We start from the raw sequence: 18245 nt of genomic DNA on the forward strand, positions 1-18245 counted from the left end.
TTCTTATTCGGCTTTGGTGTTGCGACGCTTACGCACGACAAATACCAACAGTGCCACGAGGAGCACTACTGCACCGCCAACGAGCAGACCCTTGCTGAGCAACGGCGCACGCTTCTCGACTTGCTGCGACATATCCTCGCGCTTCATCACCGTGCCCTTGTCGGCATTGGCAGCTGCATTGCGCATCTTGTCAATCTGTTGTTCGTATTCCTTGCCTTGCTTTGCCTCTACCTTGGAAGCGATGAAGTTGCGCAGTTTCGCATTGTCGGTAACGAAAGCAGAGCCTGACGGCTTGTATTTCTTCACCAATTCGACGTGCAGCTTGGCAATGTCAGCCACCTGTTGCGGCGTTGCCTTCCACATTCCCTTGCGCACCGTCTCGAGCATAACGGCGGTTATCTGCTGCAAGGCTGCAGGATTTTTCTGCTCGAAGAAAGCCTGCGTGCCAAGATTGTACTTGTCTTTCACGTACACCTGATAGATTTCGTCCCACAGTTCCTTGTCTATGGCTTTCGGTTTCATCACGTTCCAGCCGTAAGTGTTCTCCACTACCTCGGCAAAACCGCCTGCCGAACTTGCTCCACCCTTCATTTTCTCCTTTATATATACGGGGTTCAGAATGGTTGTACGGCTTTCCACGCCTATGGCTTCCTTCACTTCTTGCATACGCACGTTGTGCTTGTTGCGGTAGTCGCTTAAGTATGCGTCGGGGTCTTTGCCCGTTACGTGGCGCACGGCGAGGTTCAGTCCGCCCATGAACTCGTAGACGTGGTCAAGGCTCAGCGCACCCCAAGTGTTGCTCTGGCGTGGCTGCACCACTACGTCGGTGCGTGTCAGGGCTGCTTCAAAGGCATACTGGTTGTACTGTTCCCAGTCTTTCTCGCTGCCATAGAAGGTTCCCATATTGTTGATGTAGGTGTTTGCAATCTCCTCACGCTTTTCCCAGCGGTCGCCACTCATCACCATTCCCTGTATGCCCGTGCCGTAATTGCCGTTCATACCGCCGAAAATGCGTTGCGAAGCCAGTTTGCGGGCTTCCTTGGGCGACACTCCCTTCTCGGTGAGGTGGCGTTCTGCCGCCTTCATACCGATTGAAACCTCGTTTTCGAACGCATCGTCCTTGGCATTGGCAGCCATTTCCACCGCCTTGTTGATGAGGAAAAGGCGCGATGCGGCAAGGTCGCGGAGCTGTCCGGAAGTCTGTACGACAACGTCGATGCGCTTTCTTCCCAATTCCTTCGAGGGGATTAGACGCAGGTCGCTTACACGTCCGAACGAGTCGCGTATAGGTTCAACACCCAGCATATAAAGCACTTGCGCAATGGTAGCACCTTCCGTCTCTATGAACTCGCCGCTCCAAAGCGTGAAACTCACCTTGTGGGGCAGCTCGCCGTTGTGGCGTCGCTTGTAAATTTCTATCGTATTCTCGGCCAACTGCTTGCCTTTCTCCCACGCAGCTTCGCTCGGTGTAGCCTCAGCATTGATGCCGAAGAGGTTTCTACCCGTAGGCAACGTATTCGGATTGACTATCGGGTCGCCGCCTGGAGAAGGAGCTGTGTAGCCTCCGTTCATTGCGTTTATCATACTTTCGAGTTCCATTTGCGGACTCGCCAAGAGATATTGCTTGTATTTGCCGATGCTCTTGAGGGTTCGTTCAAGTTCTCTGACGGCAAAGGCGAAGGCTTTATCTTCCTTGCTGTACGACTTTTTCTTGTCTTTCATCATAGTTCCCATGCCCGACATACCCTTCGGAGGCATACCCGACATGGCTTTTCCATGTGCCGATTTGGCTGCTGCTGGCATACCTTTGCCCATTCCAGAGGGTTTCTCGCCCATGTTTGCAGGCTTCTTGCCCATACCTTTAGGCATTCCCATACCTGCTGGCATACCGCTTCCGCCTTTGCCTTTCTTGCCCATTGCACCCATTCCTGCCATCATTTTCATCATATCCGATGGTGCTGTGAGGTCTTCGTATATCTTATGAGCACGCTGAAGGTCGGCTGGCGAGAGGTTTCCTACCTTGCAAACGTAGGCGTCTGTAACTTCCGACGAGGTGCCGATGAGCGACTGAACCAACGCTTTTGCAGGATAAAGGTAGCGACTGTTGAACTCGGAACGGCGTTTCAGCAAGGCTTCGGTAGCCTTTCCGCGCACCTTATCGAGCGTAAAGAGCGAGTAAGCCACAGGGTCTGTGCACATTTCGAGCAAGCTGCTGTTGATGCGTGCAGCCTCGTAGGGCACGCCCAACGTGTAGAGTTGTCCTGTTATCTTTTCGTTCGAGAGTTCTTCGGCAAAGTTGTCGATGCGCAAAATGTCTTCTTCGGTGTAAGGACGGCTAAGCACGCTGTCCAAGCCCAAGTCGCGATGGAAGCCCAAGCGAACCACAAGTGCCTTGATGGCGAGCGACGTCTGCTGCAGCAAAGCCTTGTCCTTGCCGATGTTCTGTGTGTAGAGCTTCAGCTTTGAAGACAGTTCGCCATACGTGCCACGCATTCCGCTCTCCATAAACGGCGGTGTAAGGTACGACTGCAAGCCTGCATACGAGCGGCGTTTAGCGATGAGTCCTTCGCCAACGTTGCCGATTGTGTAGAGGTAGAAGTGCGGCAGTGCGCCCACCAAGCGGTCGGGCCAGTCGAGATTACTGAGTGCTACTTGCTTCTTCGGTGTAAATTCAAGACTGCCGTGTGTACCGAAGTGTATCAGCACATCGGCTTTGAAACCGTATTGTGTCCACAGGTAGGAAGCGATGTAGGTGTGCGGTGGCGCAGCGTCGGTGCCGTGCACGATTTGAAAAGCATTATCCCCTTTGCCCGCAGCGTTCTGCGGAAGCAGCACGACATTGCCGAACTGCACACGCGCCACAGCAAGTTTGCCGTCGGGAGTTGCCATAAACTCGCCTGGGAACTCGCCGTTTGCCTTCACCACTTCTTGGTATTTCTCTGGTCGGAGGGTCTTTTTCACCCAACTGTCGTAGTCGTTCTTGCTGACAAGGGCAGGCTTTCCGTTCTTCATAAAGTCATCGAAAGCACCCTTGGCGTAAAGGTTGAACACTGCACCCTGACGCTGAATGGCTTGCATAAGTCCTTCAGCCGAGTCGGGCAAGCCCGCTACGTTGTAGCCTTCCTGCTTCAGACGCAGCAGCAGATTGTAGAGCGAAGGTCCTACTTCCATACCGCCTGCAGTCATTGCGTTCTGCCCTGGTCCTTTATAATAGTAGATAGCGACACGCTTCTGACTGTTCGGCTTGTGCTTCAAGCCTATGTAGTTGTTCACGGTCTGTACGAATGTGCCGAGCCTTTCGGGCATGGCAGCAACGTATTCCAAGTCGTCTTTGCCTACATAATGGGCGAAAAGAGCGAACGGACGCAAAGCTCCGTCGATTTCGGGCGTAACTACGCTCTGCGAAAGGAAGCCTCCGTTCATACCCATATTGTCGCTCTCCCACTTCTTTTCCAGCCTGTTCACGTTCAGCGGAGCGAAGAAAGGCACATTGACACGCTTCAAATAGTCTACAAAAGCGTCGCCCAAGCGGCCGTGCGCCATATTGATGATAGCCGAAACATTCACGCTGTCGGCGTGTTGGTTCTCTACAAACTTCTGAACGGAATTGACAGGATAGACCACGTTGCCCGTTTTCTCCAATTCGGCAATCAGTTCTTTCGGCTCGCCCATAGAGCCTGTGATGATGACGGCAGGGGCATTGTCTTTCCAAAGTCCCTTTTCCTTGAGGAACTTGTTGTATTCCGCCACGGAATTGAACTGCTTATCCTCGTCGTCGGGGCGGTCTGGGTCGGCGTGGTAAATCAGTCCGTAGATGCGTTCCACCACCTTTCCTGCTTCGGGAGCATAGATTATCTTCTTGTCGATATGCTTGCGCACATAGCTGAGCAGGTTGCGATAGTTCTCTCGACCGCCGTTGTCGATGTATGCTTTCAGCCTATTGGCGTCGGCAGTGTCTACCGAACAGAAATCGTTGTCGGGGTTTGTAATCATCGTACTCACTACGGGCGTTCCGCCTTTCATAGCTTTTTCGAGTTCGGTGCGCTGTTCTTCGGTCAAGCGCAAGCCCATTGCCTGCACGAAAACCATATCGTAGCCGTCGGCTTTCGCCAAGTCTTCGGCTGTAAGATTTTCGATTTTGACAAGCGGATTGTCGTTGGCGCGGGCTATTTGTCCGAGCGTGATGGTTTGATAGTTCACAAAAGCTATCCGAGTGGTAGACAGCCATTTGCTCCATACACCGAAACCGATGAGCAGCAATGCTGCCACGGCAGCGACGATAAGTATTCTTCGTTTCTTCATACTGTTAGGTTTTTAGTCTTTAATGAGTGGTTAGGGAAAGCACAACACGGTGTGTAGTCGAATTGCAACGGCGTTGTACCAACAGTACAGCCACGTTGTATGCTGGCTGTACTGTCCCTACTGCTATGCGGGAAGTACCTACTTGCCGAACAAGTCGGACAGGTTGATGCCCACGGTGAGCACGTAGCTGATGCCGTTGAGCGGCAGTTGCACGTCGGAGTCGGCAGCCTTGTCGTGATAGTTGAAGAGGTTGTCTATCATGAAACCAAGGTTGATGCCTCGCGGAAGTTCGGAACGCAGGTTGATGGAACAGATGGTGCGAGGGTCGAACACGTAGCGTGTGTAGGTATTTGCCTTTGCATCGTACGAGTAGCGTGTGATGCTCGACATCCACTGACTGTTGAATGCGATAGACTCGGTGGTCTTTCCAATCTTTCGCTTATAGGTTGCGTTGAACTTGGCTGTATGCGGACGTATCCACGACTGGTTGTAACCGTTGCGCACGTTGTAGTCGTTGATGTATGTATAGGCTGCCGTGAAGCGCAAACCGCACTGCATACGGTAGTTCAGAGTGGCTTCCATACCTGTCGTTTTCACGTTGTCGGCATTTACATAGCGCATATTGTAGCTTTGTCCCGGCGATATATATTCGTACGTAATCTTGTTGCGGAAGCGGTTGTGGTATGCCGACAGCGAGAGGTTGAAGCCTCCGTGGTCGTATTCGACCGATGCCGAGAGCTGGCTTCCGTATTCGGGCTTGAGGTCTTTGTTGCCATATATCATAATGATGCCTGCCATATTGAACTCTTGGTAAAGTTCCTTGAGCGTGGGAATGCGGTATCCCTGCGAGTAGCCTGCACGGAACGTGATGTGCTCGAAAGGACGATAGAGGGCTGAAATCTTCGGTGTGAGGTGGAAATTGTAGCCTTTCCCCTTGTCGCCACGCATACCTACCACGACGTTGAAGTTGTCGGTGATGCGCCAATCTTCCTGTGCGCAGAGCGAGAACTGCGTCGTGCTGACCATTCCTGTATCTTTCATCATATAGTGGCGCAGACTTTCGTGCACGCCTTCGATGCCTGCGTTGAACGTATGGCGTCCGAACGTGCCCGTATAGTAGAGGCGTGCGCTGTGGTTGATGTTGTTATAGACTTTCTCGACGAGCTTCACAAGGTCGTAGTCGTCTTTCTTCGCATAGTTGTCGAAGGTGTACGAGAGGGCGAAACCGTTGTTCTCGTTTATCTGCCACTTTGCTTTTCCGCCCACAACAAGGTCTTCGTAGCGTTGGTGGTAGCGGCGTCCAAAGTAGGTAGGACGTATGTTTGAATAGAAAGAACCGAAGAGTTCGGTATTCAGATGGTCGCTGAAACGATAGTGGAAGCGTTGTCCGAGGTCGAAAATCTTGTATCCGTAGATTGGAATATCCTGCGGTTCGCCTTTTTCCTGAAGCCCTTTACCATCGGGGGCTATGCGTTCTATGGTCTTTCCTTCTTTGTCTTTCACCCAGTAAGTGTCGCGATGGCGATAGCCGAACGATGTCTGCGAACTGAAGCGGCTGCGGTTTACGCCTACTTGCATAGAGTAGTTCTCGCCGTTCGAGCCTGCGTAGCGCGAGTTAAGCTGCACGTTGAGAGGGCGTGCGTTTTTCTTTGTGATGAGATTGATGACGCCACCGATGGCACGACTGTCGTAAAGGGTAGACGCTGCACCACGTACCACCTCGATGCGCTCGATGTTGTCTACGTTGATTCGGCTGAAGTCAATGTTGTGGTCGGCACCTTCGCCACTCATTCGCTCGCCATCGAGCAGGAAGAGGACTGACTTACTGTCCATTCCCTGATAGTTCAGCGTGGTGGTCTGACTCATACTGTTGTAGTAGAACTGTATGCCTGGGAGGGTGTATTCCAAGAGTGTGTTCAGGTCTACTGGGTTCACGGTCTTTATTTCTTCCTGCGAGATGACGCGTGTAATCACGGGTACGTCTTTCAAAGGCTTCTCGCATCTTGAGCCTGTTACCACTACTTCTTCCAAGCTGGTGTTGGTTGATGCCATTCTGACCGTGAGGGGTGGGTGTCCTACCGACGGCACACGCAACGTTCGGGTGGTGTAACCCATGCACGAGACGTGGACGATATAAACCTTGTTGGCACCGAAGTGAATGGTAAATTCGCCCTTGCTGTTGGTGCCCACCACGATGTTCGTGCCTTCTACCTTGAGCATTGCACCTGCCAACGGCTCTTCGGTGTCGGCGTCTACCACCTTGCCTGTTACAGGATAGCTCTTTTCTGAGGGAACGTTATCTCCAAAAACGGTGGCAAAAACCGCCGTCAGTAATACGAATGTAAGAAGTAGTTTCTTCATACCGATGAAGTATTGATAAATCTGAATGAAGGCTGTGTGCAAACGAAGTTCCCGTGAGCAAACTGCGTTTTTCCCACTGGAAACCATCAAGAGCTGCACTCGCCTGCTTTGGTATTATATATAATGTGTATTCAGGCAAATGGATAGCAATAAATGCAGAGACGGTTTATGCCTCTGCATCTATTGCTTTTATTACTGCATTATGCCCATATTGTTGGTTTACTTCGCTTTCTTCATAAACTTATAGTCGAAGCTGACAGCTTTCTTCTTGCCTGTGTTGTCCAAGTAGTCCTTGAACTTGATGAGGGCAGCATTGCCATTCTTGAACTTCACGGCAAACACCTTGTCGCTCACAATCTTTGGTTTGCCCATGCCTGTGCTCTTAACCCACTTGCCCAATTCGCTGTTCAGCATTGTCTTAACCATTGCCAAGGTGGCTTCGTTCTGCATATGGCTCATATCTACGATGATTTCGGCTGGTGCGTCGGCTACGTAGTTGCCTGCTGGAAGTGCGTTGATTTTGTTCAAATCGGTTTCTTCTGTCATCAGCACTTCACCGTTGTTGATGCGTGCATCAGTAATGTGGAAAGCGACGTCCCACTTCTTTGGAAGGTCGGCATCTGTACCCTTGGCAGGTTCTTTCTTTATTACTTCGTACTCGGTACCCATCATTGACTTATACTTGCGGTACTCACGTTCGCCAAGTTCTGCCTGTTGTTCAAACTTACCTGTTTCGAGATCGATGTAAATCCACGAATCGTAACCCGGCATAAGGGTTTCGAAATGCTTTACTTGCGTGGTCTCAGGTTTTGGTTTTGGGTCGTCGTTGTTGTCCTTGCTGCACGATGTGAATAGAAGTGTAGCAAGACATGCTACTGCAAAAATTTTTGTTTTCATTTTTTATAGATGTTATTGTGTTTATGTTTGTGTTAAATTTACTCTTAGCGTTTTTATTTATTTCACTTCAGTGGTTGCAAAGTTAGAAAGAAAGAAAGCCTTACACAATACTTAATTTTCGTGATTTTATTTTTGCAGGAAACGAGTGTTTTTACCTACTTTCAAGTACTCCATTGCAGGCTTTATGCCAAAAATGTAAAATAAATACCCAAAAGTTGTGATGCCATACAGTGTTTCTTATACCCATTTTTTGCGCCGTGGGGACGTAATCCATTGTATTTTCGGCAGCAAACCCAAAGCCTCATCAATGGCAAGAATGCGAAATGGGAGGGTTTAACAGACGCACAAAAAAGTAGGAGTGCGAATTGCTCACGCTCCTACTATCGTTTCTATTACTTAATGTTTAATTCATAGGGGTGCAGGAAGGCAGTGCCTTGCATTTCTTCGAGATGCACTGTGCACGCCTGCGAGCCTATCTTACTGCTTTACAACCTTCTTGCCGTTCACGATGTAAACGCCCTTTGGAAGGTTTTTCTGTTCGTTAGACAAGCGGACACCGCTAATCGTGTAAGTGCCACGTGTGGTTGCTGTGGTGTCGGCAGTAGGTGTTTCGATTGCGGTTGGGTCGGTAATCACCACCTTGGTCTTCACCACTTCTCCGTTCAGGGCAACGCAGTGCATTGAAGGGTCGAACGCTGCGCCAGCAGGCTGAGTGATTTTACAACCTGACATTATGAGTTCAGCGAAGTCGCAGATAGAGCCGTTCCCTATTCCCTCTGCCGTTACGGTGGCATTCTTTACGGTGAATTTCTCGCTCGTGCCGCTGTTTCCTGCAATGGCGTATGCTCCGCTCTTGACATTAACGGTACAGTTTTCGATGGTACAGTCGGTTCCATTCGCATAGATAGCGCAGTCGCCCTCGCTCTTCACATTGATTGTGCCACCGCCTGTAATGGTCATCGGAGCTACAAAGCTGACGGTTGCATACTTTGAATTCAGGTCGTTGTTGCCGACAATCTTTACTGTCAGTCCTTCGATGTTCGACATAATGGCATTGTAGCCCTCTGCGTTTATTGTAGCATTCTGCAACGTAAGCACCTTGTTTTCTGGGTCGAAGGTTACGGTTCCGCTTACGCCAATGAATTTGGAAATATCGTTGTAGTTGGCAGAAGTCAGCTTTACGCCCGATACTGCAAGGTCGTACTCGGTTATAGGGTCGGCTTTGATGACCACCTTGTCCTTTACCAGCTGTCCGTTCAGTGCGATACCGCCAAGTTTAGGGTCGTAGACAGCACCTTCTGGCTCGGTGATAGCGCAACCATTGAGGGTGAGTTTCTGAATGCCACGCATTGTTTCGAATGTCTTGCCCTTTGCCGTTATGGTGGCGTTGTTGATGGTTACCTCGGCGTTACCGTTGTTGGTGCCGAAAGAACCATCGCAATCTATTTCGCAATTCTCGATGGTAACAAACCCTCCCGACATTGCATACAGTCCGAAATCGTTCCCCGAAAGGACAAGTTTGCCTTCACCGGTGATGGTGGTGCGCGTTTTTTCGGTCTTGAGAGCAGAGAAACCGCTGGCAGCAATCATATTGGTTCCAGTAACACGAATGGTCAATCCGTCTATCTTCGACTTGATAGCATCTTCTTCTCCCGATGCGTTGATAACGGCTTCGTCGAGGGCGAGGGTCTTGGTAAATGGGTCGTAGCTCGCCATTCCGCTTGCGACAGGAAGCTTGTTGCAGTTTTCAGAGGTTACCTGCGTGCCGCCAATCCAAAGCTCGTACTTTGCAGCTGTCCCACCTTCGGTTATCGTGAGCCTTGCGCCGTCGTTGTTGGCACTTTCCACTATATGCATCGTGAAGCGGTAGGTTTTGCCTGCCTCGAAGTTGTAATCGTCGCCCCTTGTGGGTCCGTCGGCATCGCCTGCAATCCATATTTTCTTGTTAGCCTCTGGTGCGGCGATACAGAAGTCGTAGATTCCTGCAGGAATGTCTACGTAGTCCTCGCCGTCCATAACCATATACTGAGGTGTTGTGGAAGGGTCGGCATTGGCTGGAATCTTGTATTCGAAGTCGTTGTAGAGGTCGGCTGGTGGGTTGGCGTCGTCCCATATCGGTCCTGAAGTTGGAATTTTGTCGCCGTATAGGTTGTGGTTGGCATCGAGCAGCATCTGATAACCGCTGCCATCTTTCCATACGTTGTGTGCTTCGAGAACGATTCTTGCCATACCCGGTGCCTGCGCCTGCACGGTAGTGGGCAGCGCAAACATTGCGACGAACAGTGTAGCTATGGTTGCATACACGTTCTTAAGTAAGTTTGGTTTCATTGTCAGTAGTGTCTCCCTGTTAAAACTCCTCTGGGGAGCAACGCCGTTTCGGAGACGTGAGCGTTTGATAAGTTAATGATAATGTGATTTGATATTGTTAGTTATTGTATTATATTTTCGCAAATATAACGTTTTTATTTTTAAATTCCAAGCGTTTCGTAATGTTTTTTTATTTCTTTTATGGCGCAGTTGGAGAATATAAGGGTGTGATTCATTACGTTCCTACATAGAAGGAATGTTTTTTTAGGTGGCTGTCGGCTTGCTGCATTGGGCGTTAGGAACGTGATGAATCATACCCCTGCACTTGCTGAAGTATGGCTTGCATCGGCTTTTGATACTATAAAATATCTTTACAAATATTGTTTTAGTTTGCCTTGCGTAACTCGTTGGTTATCAACAACTACGCTTTGGCGTTCCAAAACCTATTGTTTTGCATTGCAAAAGCGTAGGTTTTGCAAGGTAAAAGCGGCTGTTTTGCAGCGCAAAACCTACGCTTTTGGAAAACAGAAGAAAAAGCATTGATTTTCTGTAAAGATATTTCGTGGTTGCGAAAAGGCGAAATGGAGTGCGTGAATAGTTACTTTGGGGTTGCAGACACGGCAACACAAGGGGGCGAAACAAACGCACAAAAAAGTAGGAGCGCGAATTGCTCACGCTCCTACCATAGTTCCTAACACTTAATATTTAATCCATAGGGTGCAGGAAGGCGATGTCTCGCACACCTGCGAACCTATTTATTGCTTCACAACCTTCTTGCCGTTCACTACATAAACGCCCTTTGGAAGGTCTTTCAGCTCGCCCGACATACGCACACCGCTGAGGGTGTAGATGCCTTGTACGGCTGTGTTGTCGGCAGTTGGAGTCTCAATGGCGGTTGGGTCTTTCTTAATCACCACCTTACTCTTTACTAATTCTCCGTTCAGTACCACACCGCGCTTTGATGAGTCGAACGTTGCTCCCGTAGGTTGAGTGATTTCGCAGCCTATCGTTTCGAACTCGGCTAAGTCGCAGATAGAACCTTTTTTTGTTCCTACGGCTGTTACCGTAGCATTTTTAATGGTAAGTTTCTCGCTACTACCGTCATTTCCCGCTATGCCATAGTCTCCACCCTCAGCGTTCACGGTACAGTTGTCGATGGTGAGGTGGGTTCTGTATGCATAGATAGCACAGTTGCTTCCACTCTTGGCGTTAAGCACTCCCCCCCCCGTGATAGTCACTGGCTGAAAGAGGCTGATAGTTGTGAGGGTTGTAGTTGTAAGGTTGTTTGTACCAACGACCTTTATCGTCAAGCCGTCGATGTCCGAGAAAAAGGGTACCCTTTCATCACAACTGATCCTGGCATTGTCGAGTGTAAGGGTCTTGCTTACGGGGTTGTACTTCACAGTTCCGCTTACACCGTCAATCACAGAAAGGTCGTTGCAGTTGGCAGAGGTTACCGCCACGCCACAGATTGTAAGGTCGTATTTCGTAAGCTCTTGTATCACGACTTTGCTTTTTACTATTTCGCCATTGAGAACTACACCATGTTTTGATGAGCTGAACGTTGCTCCCACAGGCTGGGTAATGCCACAGCCCTCCATATTGAGCTCGGCGAAGTCGCAGATAGAGCCGTTTCCTGTGCCTATGGCTGTTACCTTAGCCTTTCTGATGGTGAGTTTCTCGTTTTCGCCATTATTTCCTGCTATGCCGTATGCGCCACTCTCAGCGTTCACGGTACAGTTATCGATGGTGAGGTTGGTTCCGTTTGCATAGATAGCACAGTCGGTTTTGCTCTTCACGTTAAGCACTCCACCACCCAAAATAAACAGTGGATTTCTAAAGCTGAGAGTTGCATTGCCTGCAGTTGAAAGGTTGTTTGTACCTATAACATTTATCTTCAAGCCGTCGATGTACGAAAGAATGGCATTGGTGGTATTAGAACTGATTGTAGCACCCTGCAGTGTGAGAAGCTTGTTGCTTGGGTCGTAGTTCACAGTTCCGCTTACACCGTCAATCTTGGAAAGGTCGTTACAGTTGGCAGAGGTTACCGCCACGCCACAGATTGTAAGGTCGTATTTCGTAATCTCTTGTATCACGACTTTGCTTTTTACTATTTCGCCGTTGAGAACTACACCGCGCTTTGATGAGCTGAACGTTGCTCCCACAGGCTGGGTAATGCCACAGCCCTCCATATTGAGCTCGGCGAAGTCGCAGATAGAGCCGTATTCTTTTCCTATGGCTGTTACCTTAGCCTTTCTGATGGTGAGTTTCTCGTTTTCGCCATTATTTCCTGCTATGCCATATGCGCCACTCTCAGCGTTCACGGTACAGTTATCGATGGTGAGGTTGGTTCCGTTTGCATAGATAGCACAGTCGCTTTGGGTCTTCGCATTAAGCACTCCACCACCCATGATAGTCAGTGGCTTTCTGAAGCTGAGAGTTGCATTGCCTGCAGTTGAAAGGTTGTTTGTACCTATAACATTTATCTTCAAGCCATCGATGTACGAAAGAATGGCAATGGCGGTATTAGAACTGATTGTAGCATTCTGCAGTGTGAGAACTTTGCTGCTTGGGTCGTACTTCGCTGTTCCGCTTACACCGTCAATCTTGGAAAGGTCGTTGCAGTTGGCAGAGGTTACCTTTGTGCCACAGATAGTAAGGTCGTACTCGGTTTGCGCGTGCATTGTGGTAGGCAGTGCAAACATTACGACGAACAATGCAGCGATGGTTGCATACATGTTCTTAAGTAGATTTGGTTTCATTGTAGTAATATCTCCCTGTTGAAACTCCTATTTGTGGAGCAACGCCGTGTCGGAGATGCGGGCGTTTTGTAAGTTAATCAGACTATGTTTTATAATTTAATAGTTTTGTTATGATATTTTCGCAAAGTTAATGCTTTTATTTTAAAATGACAAATATTTCGCAATGTTTTTTTTATTTTTTCGCAATTATACTCTATTATAGTATGATTTATTGTGTTCCTGTGCCGAAGATGTTGCCTTGACTGGTGGCTGTAAGCTCGCTGCATTGGGCGTTAGGAACCTAAGAAATCAGACCTTTACACTTTCTTGTTTGGTGTTAGGAACGTGATGAACTGCGCCCCTACCCTTTCTGAAGGGTGGTTTGCAATGGCTTCTGACACTATAAAATATCTTTACAAATATTGTTTCAACTCTCCGTATGTAACTCGTTGATTATCAAGAACTACGCTTTGGCATTCCAAAACCTATTGTTTTGCGTTCCAAAAGCGTAGGTTTTGCACGGTAAAAGCGGCTGTTTTGCAGCGCAAAACCTACGCTTTTGGAAAACGGAAGAAAAAGCATTGATTTTCTGTAAAGATATTTCGTGGTCGTCGTAAGGGCGAAACCGTATGCGCCAATCGCAGATTCTTACTTGTAACCGAAGCAACGCAAAGGCACATAAGGGCGTGATTCATCACGTTTCTAAACCGAAAATACCAACCTATTCAGTGGCTATCGGTTTACTACATTTGCCGTCAGGAACGCGATGAATCACTCCCTACATTGCCAGACTAAACGACAAAAAACAGAAAAACATCATAAAAAATTTGCCAAATCGAATAAAAATTACTAACTTTGCAATTATTACAAAAACCACTATAAAAAGAAGAACTGAGTTTTATTTAATTTATCAAACGCCCAAGTCTCCGAAACGGCGTTGCTCGGAAAGAGTTTCAACAGGGGGACACCACTAATTAATGAAAACAATTTTATTCAAGAATGTGTACGCAGCCGTAGCTGCCTTGTTTATCGCGATGTTTGCAATGCCCACCACAATGCAGGCACAGAACGACTACGAACTCGAAATTGCAGGCAAAAAGGTAACCTCTGCCAACTGCAACGACCTCTCTGTGATAAACGGTGTAAGCGGAACGGTGAAGTACGACCCAACCACTAAAACCCTTATGTTGCAGAATGCAACGATAAATTCAGAGGATAACAATGCCATCTTGACAAAAGTGGACGGCTTGACGATGAAGGTTATCGGCACCAACAACCTTACTGCGAAGGTATCGCCCATCAGGGTTATAAAGTCGCTGACCATTACGGGCGGAGGCACACTTAATGCGGAGAGCCAGAAAAACTGCGCTATCTTCGTGAAAGGAGCCAACCTAACCATCGACAACTGCACCGTGAACGGCAAGAGTGCTGTATATGGCATCGCAGGAAACGACGGTATGAACGAGAAACTCACCATAAAAAACGCTACGGTAACAGCCAAAGGAACAGAAAAGGGGTCTATCGTAGACTTTGCCACACTGACGCTGATAGATTGCAAAATCGCTCAACCAACCGACGCAAAGTTCGACCCATCAATACACAGTGTGGCTCTGAACGGAGAGAAAGTAAAGAGCAAGGTGATGATTACGAAGGTTTCAACTGGTATCGACACACCGATTACCGACACCAAAACCGCACAAGGCATCTACACCCTTAGCGGCGTGCGCCTGTCGGGCGAGTTGAAAGAGCTTCCAAAAGGCATCTACATCGTGAACGGAAAGAAGATTGTAAAACAGTAAAACAAGTTTGCAGGTGCGCAAGGCAGCGCATTCCTGCCACCTTTATATATATTGTGGGAGCGTAGCTTATTGCGCTCCCACTTTTTTGTGCGGTCGGTTCAGCAACGCCATAAATGCGGCTCGGCAATGTTGGGGCGCAATTCACCACGTTCCTGACACTCGTTTTACACCCTTTTCTCGGTGGCTGTAAGCTTGCAACATTGGGCGTTAGGAACGTGATGAATCACGCCCCTATGTACATCACATAACCTCATATGCTTACCTGCCCAACTCTTGGCAATCTCCGATTTGCTGCTCCAATAATCGAGAAATATATTTACAGAAAATCTATGGTTTTCCGCTACTTTTCCAAAAGGGGCTGTTTTGCGTTGTAAAACCTACGCTTTTATCATGTAAAAGAGCCGCTTTTACAATGCCAAACATTAAGCTTTGGCTCATCAAAGCGTAGTTGTTGATTATCAGCGAATTACACTCAGCAAGCGAAAGCTGTCTTTTGTAATGGTTTTTCGTATGACGAAACGCAACCGTCCCGCACTCCTTGCGAAAGGAATGCGGGACGGAAAAAGGTATAAACAAACCCGATTAGAACAGGTCGGCGTGACTGCCTGTGTCTACAAGTTGCAGTATGAGTCGGTGGTCGTCTTGCAACCATACCAACAACCAATCGGGTTGCAGATGGCATTCCCAATAACCAGAGTATCTGCCCGATAGTTTGTGCGGGCGATACTCGGGCGGCAGTTTACCCGATTCCTGCAATAGTCTGATAACTTGTTCAAATACAGCTGCAGCAAGTCCACGCTTGATGCACTTTTTGAATGAGCGACGAAAGCGTGTAGTGTATTCAATTGCATACATACACCCAATACTTATTTCATTAGTTGTTCCATTAAGTCGTCCACATTTTTTGCCTTGTGCACGCGTCCTGCTTTTAAATCGTCTATGGCTTGGTCGAGTTCAGTCCGACGTTCATGCTCAAAGCTCCAGCCCATACGTTTTGCCAGCTCTTTGAGGAAGTTGAGGTCGGCAACATTTGAGATACCCATTCTCACTATTTCTTTATGAACTGCTGTTGTCTTCATTGTCGTGTCTCCTTACTATACATTTACAAAGATAGTATTTTTATTCGATAACGTCAAATTTCCCGCAATGGTTTTTCTATTTTTTATTAAGCAGTTGATACATTGGGGCGTAATCCACCACGTTCCTAACACCGAATATTGCAAGCTGACAGCGACCGAAAAGGGTGCAAAATGGGTGTTAGGAACGTGGTGAATCACGCCCCATACAATGCGGAAAAATGCCGCTCGGAATATCGTTCGGCAGGCTAACTGCCCGTGTTTACCGCTCTCTGTCCTTGCCTTTCAACTGAAGGAAGGGTGCCGTTTGGCGGCAAATGGCGTTGCGTTTACAGCAGACTCTCGCCGAAGATGGCTTCCTTGATGTTCTTCTCGTGGTCGAACACGAAGCGGGCAACGATGGAACTAAGCAGTGCCGTTGATGGCATTTTAATGCTGTTGGCCGACTTCAGGCGGTCGAGAACGCTCTTCAGGTCGGAGTCGATATACACGGTGGCGAGCTTGGAGTCGCGCAACTTGTACTCTTTGGCGAGGTCGAGGAACATTTGCCAGCTGTCTTCGGTGTCGCCTTGCGCAAGCGTGTATTCGCGGGCGAGCTCTTTTCCTTCGGCTTTTGGCAACTTCTTGGCTGCGGGTGCCGAGCGGTCTTTCTCGTCGGTATTCGCCGTTGGGTTGGTTTTCGCAGTGGATTCGGGGTGCACTGGCTCGGGTTCGGGGGGGGGCGCAGGTGCTGTCGGCTCCACCGTTTCTGTTTCTGCAGGACTTGCAAGGATTGGTTTCTCTATTCCCTGCACCTTGTTTACTAACCCAGAGATGCCTCCCGGCATAATTACTCTCGTTTTTTTCTTTGCCATAATATATGTCGTTTTTATTTTTGTTTCGTTCGTTTTAGTCGGCAACTGTGCCCTACCCTATTCGCCTTTAGTTGCTACGTAATGCGCTGATGTGTAACATTTTATCTACGAGAAGCGCAACGACTGACGGGCGAAGCAGGCGGGGCGGAGCCTTTATTTCATTCGGCGTATCATATATTCGAATGCGCCTTTCACCGCCTCGCGCTGTGTGGCAAGCAGTTCGAAGGTGTTTATGCGCTTCAGCGTGGCACGGCTGTTCACCATCGGCGTAACCTTGCCAATCTGCGAGAATATATCGTTGGTGTCGCTCCACATACGCTGCTCGTCGGAAGTACCGATGCGGGGGTCGATGCGGTTGGGCACGAAGAAAATCTGTGCGTGCATATCGGGGTTCACTTCCTTCAGCGCATTCACCACTTGGACGAAGACTCCGGTGGAATCGAGCGTCTTATCCTCGTACTCGTATGGGCAAACGATGTAGTCGGCATTGGTGAAAAGGGGCACAAGACCGTCTTCGCTGACGTTACCCGGCGAGTCGAACAGCACGTAACCTTCTACTTGCGATGCCGAATCCATGAGCTGTTGCATCAGTTCGGGCTCGCTTACGTCGAAGCTCTGGATAACGTATGGTTCTTCCTCGTCGTAAATCTGTACATCTTTTTGTCGCTGCATCAGAATGGTTTTCTGCAAGTCGGTGTCGATAATGCACACGGGCTTGCCCTTCCAACTTAAATAGTTGGCAAACAGCATGCACAGCGTGCTCTTCCCTACTCCACCTTTCTGATTGGCAAATACTACCTTAATATTTTTCATACCTTTTTATATTTATATTATTATATTTTCATTCTTAAAAACAGCTTGCGCATCCTTCGTCGTACGTTTCTGCCTTACGGCGCAACCGACAGTGCAACAAGCGTAATTCATTATCAATCTGTATGTTATGCGTTTTCGACTGTTTGCTATGATTGTTCGCTACCTTTGTACTTCAGCATACGGCTCAACATCACGAAGCAACAGCAGAGGGCAATGAGCGAAAGAGCCCAAGATGCACCCATAACGCCAGCAGGCAGTTCGATAAATGCAAAGAGAACTGCAACGAAAGCAAAGAATATCGCTGCCAGAATCGCCACGGTTGCACGGTTGGTATAGCGTTTCAGTTGTCGCCCGGCGTGGGAATGAACCCACGAAAAAAGATAAACAGTGTACAAGAGAAACATCGTTTTAGCTATCGTAACTATCCAATCGAGAACAACCGGAAACTCTTCGGTGCCGTAATAAAACAGCGAAAATTTGCCCAAAACCACGTAAACAATGCCTGCAACTATGGCTAACTTTGACAAACGCAAAATATTCAAGCTGCTGTCTTCGTACTTTAACCTGCGCAAACAACGGTTCCAAATTGCCAACAGTCCTATGATAGATAGGTAAATGAGCGACTCGCACACAATGGAAACATTGTCGGAAACCTGCACGCTGCCCTCTGTGAGCATATCGCCACTCTGATTCAACACGGCAAGGAACAAGCCCACAAGGCTGAAACCAAAAATAAGCTCCAGCACCGTAAGCAACTTTTGCTCTGCAGGGCGAACGTCAAAATGGGCAATTAACGACTTAATCATATTTTTATATATTTATCTTTTAAAATCTATTTATAAATAAATGCGCTGTAAAATCATAATTATCAATATTCTATATATTTATGTTTAAATTTATTTTTCTATCTTTTTATTTACCTTTAAACGTATATTGGTAATATTGTATTTACCTTTTTGCTTGCAATCAGGTGCGTATGACCACATTTTTATTTTGCTTTTTACGCACTTATAAATGTGTATTATCACCATTTTACTTAGCTTTCTATATTGCTTTCAAATGCACCTTGCACCACCTTTGTTTAACTCTTTAATG

General features: G+C 48.1%; 12 protein-coding genes. 2 read left to right on the forward strand and 10 right to left on the reverse strand.

The genetic code is table 11. The features are described from left to right. Positions 1-3: 3 nt before the first annotated feature. The 5 genes from BWX39_RS11435 to BWX39_RS11460 all read right to left on the reverse strand — a co-directional run bounded on the left by BWX39_RS11435 (position 4) and on the right by BWX39_RS11460 (position 12629). A complete protein-coding gene (locus tag BWX39_RS11435) occupies positions 4-4302 on the reverse strand; it encodes a cobaltochelatase subunit CobN (RefSeq protein ID WP_028905842.1) in 4299 nt (1432 codons plus the stop codon). Positions 4303-4440: 138 nt separating this feature from the next. Continuing rightward, positions 4441-6663, reverse strand: coding sequence for a TonB-dependent receptor (locus BWX39_RS11440; protein ID WP_028905843.1), 2223 nt, complete (start codon positions 6661-6663; stop codon positions 4441-4443). A gap of 219 nt (positions 6664-6882) precedes the next feature. After that, a complete protein-coding gene (locus BWX39_RS11445) occupies positions 6883-7560 on the reverse strand; it encodes an HmuY family protein (protein ID WP_028905844.1) in 678 nt (225 codons plus the stop codon). Between the two features lie 477 nt (positions 7561-8037). Further along, the gene (locus tag BWX39_RS11450; RefSeq protein WP_036860682.1) at positions 8038-9888 is read right to left on the reverse strand and encodes a DUF2436 domain-containing protein; all 1851 of its coding nucleotides are present in this window, start codon (positions 9886-9888) and stop codon (positions 8038-8040) included. A 734-nt stretch (positions 9889-10622) separates the two neighbouring features. After that, the gene (locus BWX39_RS11460; protein WP_174893721.1) at positions 10623-12629 is read right to left on the reverse strand and encodes a hypothetical protein; all 2007 of its coding nucleotides are present in this window, start codon (positions 12627-12629) and stop codon (positions 10623-10625) included. A gap of 956 nt (positions 12630-13585) precedes the next feature. On the opposite strand from BWX39_RS11460, the gene BWX39_RS11470 reads away from it, so the two are divergent. Further along, positions 13586-14407, forward strand: coding sequence for a hypothetical protein (locus tag BWX39_RS11470; RefSeq protein WP_028905848.1), 822 nt, complete (start codon positions 13586-13588; stop codon positions 14405-14407). Between the two features lie 582 nt (positions 14408-14989). Here the strand turns inward: BWX39_RS11470 and BWX39_RS11475 are convergent. Together BWX39_RS11475 and BWX39_RS11480 are read right to left on the reverse strand one after the other, a co-directional pair. Continuing rightward, positions 14990-15262 carry a type II toxin-antitoxin system RelE/ParE family toxin gene (locus BWX39_RS11475; RefSeq protein ID WP_028905849.1) on the reverse strand — a complete coding sequence of 91 codons (273 nt, stop codon included), beginning with the start codon at positions 15260-15262 and terminating at the stop codon, positions 14990-14992. Positions 15263-15273: 11 nt separating this feature from the next. Next, positions 15274-15486 carry a BTB/POZ domain-containing protein gene (locus tag BWX39_RS11480; RefSeq protein WP_028905850.1) on the reverse strand — a complete coding sequence of 71 codons (213 nt, stop codon included), beginning with the start codon at positions 15484-15486 and terminating at the stop codon, positions 15274-15276. A gap of 67 nt (positions 15487-15553) precedes the next feature. Between BWX39_RS11480 and BWX39_RS12745 the strand changes: the two genes are divergently transcribed. Next, positions 15554-15679, forward strand: coding sequence for a hypothetical protein (locus BWX39_RS12745; protein WP_256595195.1), 126 nt, complete (start codon positions 15554-15556; stop codon positions 15677-15679). Positions 15680-15812: 133 nt separating this feature from the next. Here the strand turns inward: BWX39_RS12745 and BWX39_RS11485 are convergent, their stop codons facing one another. The 3 genes from BWX39_RS11485 to BWX39_RS11495 form a co-directional block, all read right to left on the reverse strand. Beyond that, positions 15813-16337, reverse strand: a complete 525-nt coding sequence (locus BWX39_RS11485; RefSeq protein WP_028905851.1) for a hypothetical protein — start codon at positions 16335-16337, stop codon at positions 15813-15815. Between the two features lie 153 nt (positions 16338-16490). Continuing rightward, complete coding sequence (locus tag BWX39_RS11490) at positions 16491-17150, reverse strand: ParA family protein (RefSeq protein ID WP_014708743.1); 660 nt, start codon at positions 17148-17150, stop codon at positions 16491-16493. A gap of 146 nt (positions 17151-17296) precedes the next feature. Beyond that, positions 17297-17956, reverse strand: a complete 660-nt coding sequence (locus tag BWX39_RS11495) for a hypothetical protein (RefSeq protein WP_028905852.1) — start codon at positions 17954-17956, stop codon at positions 17297-17299. Positions 17957-18245: the final 289 nt, after the last annotated feature.

The sequence above is a fragment of the Prevotella intermedia ATCC 25611 = DSM 20706 genome, assembly GCF_001953955.1.
Classification (GTDB): domain Bacteria; phylum Bacteroidota; class Bacteroidia; order Bacteroidales; family Bacteroidaceae; genus Prevotella; species Prevotella intermedia.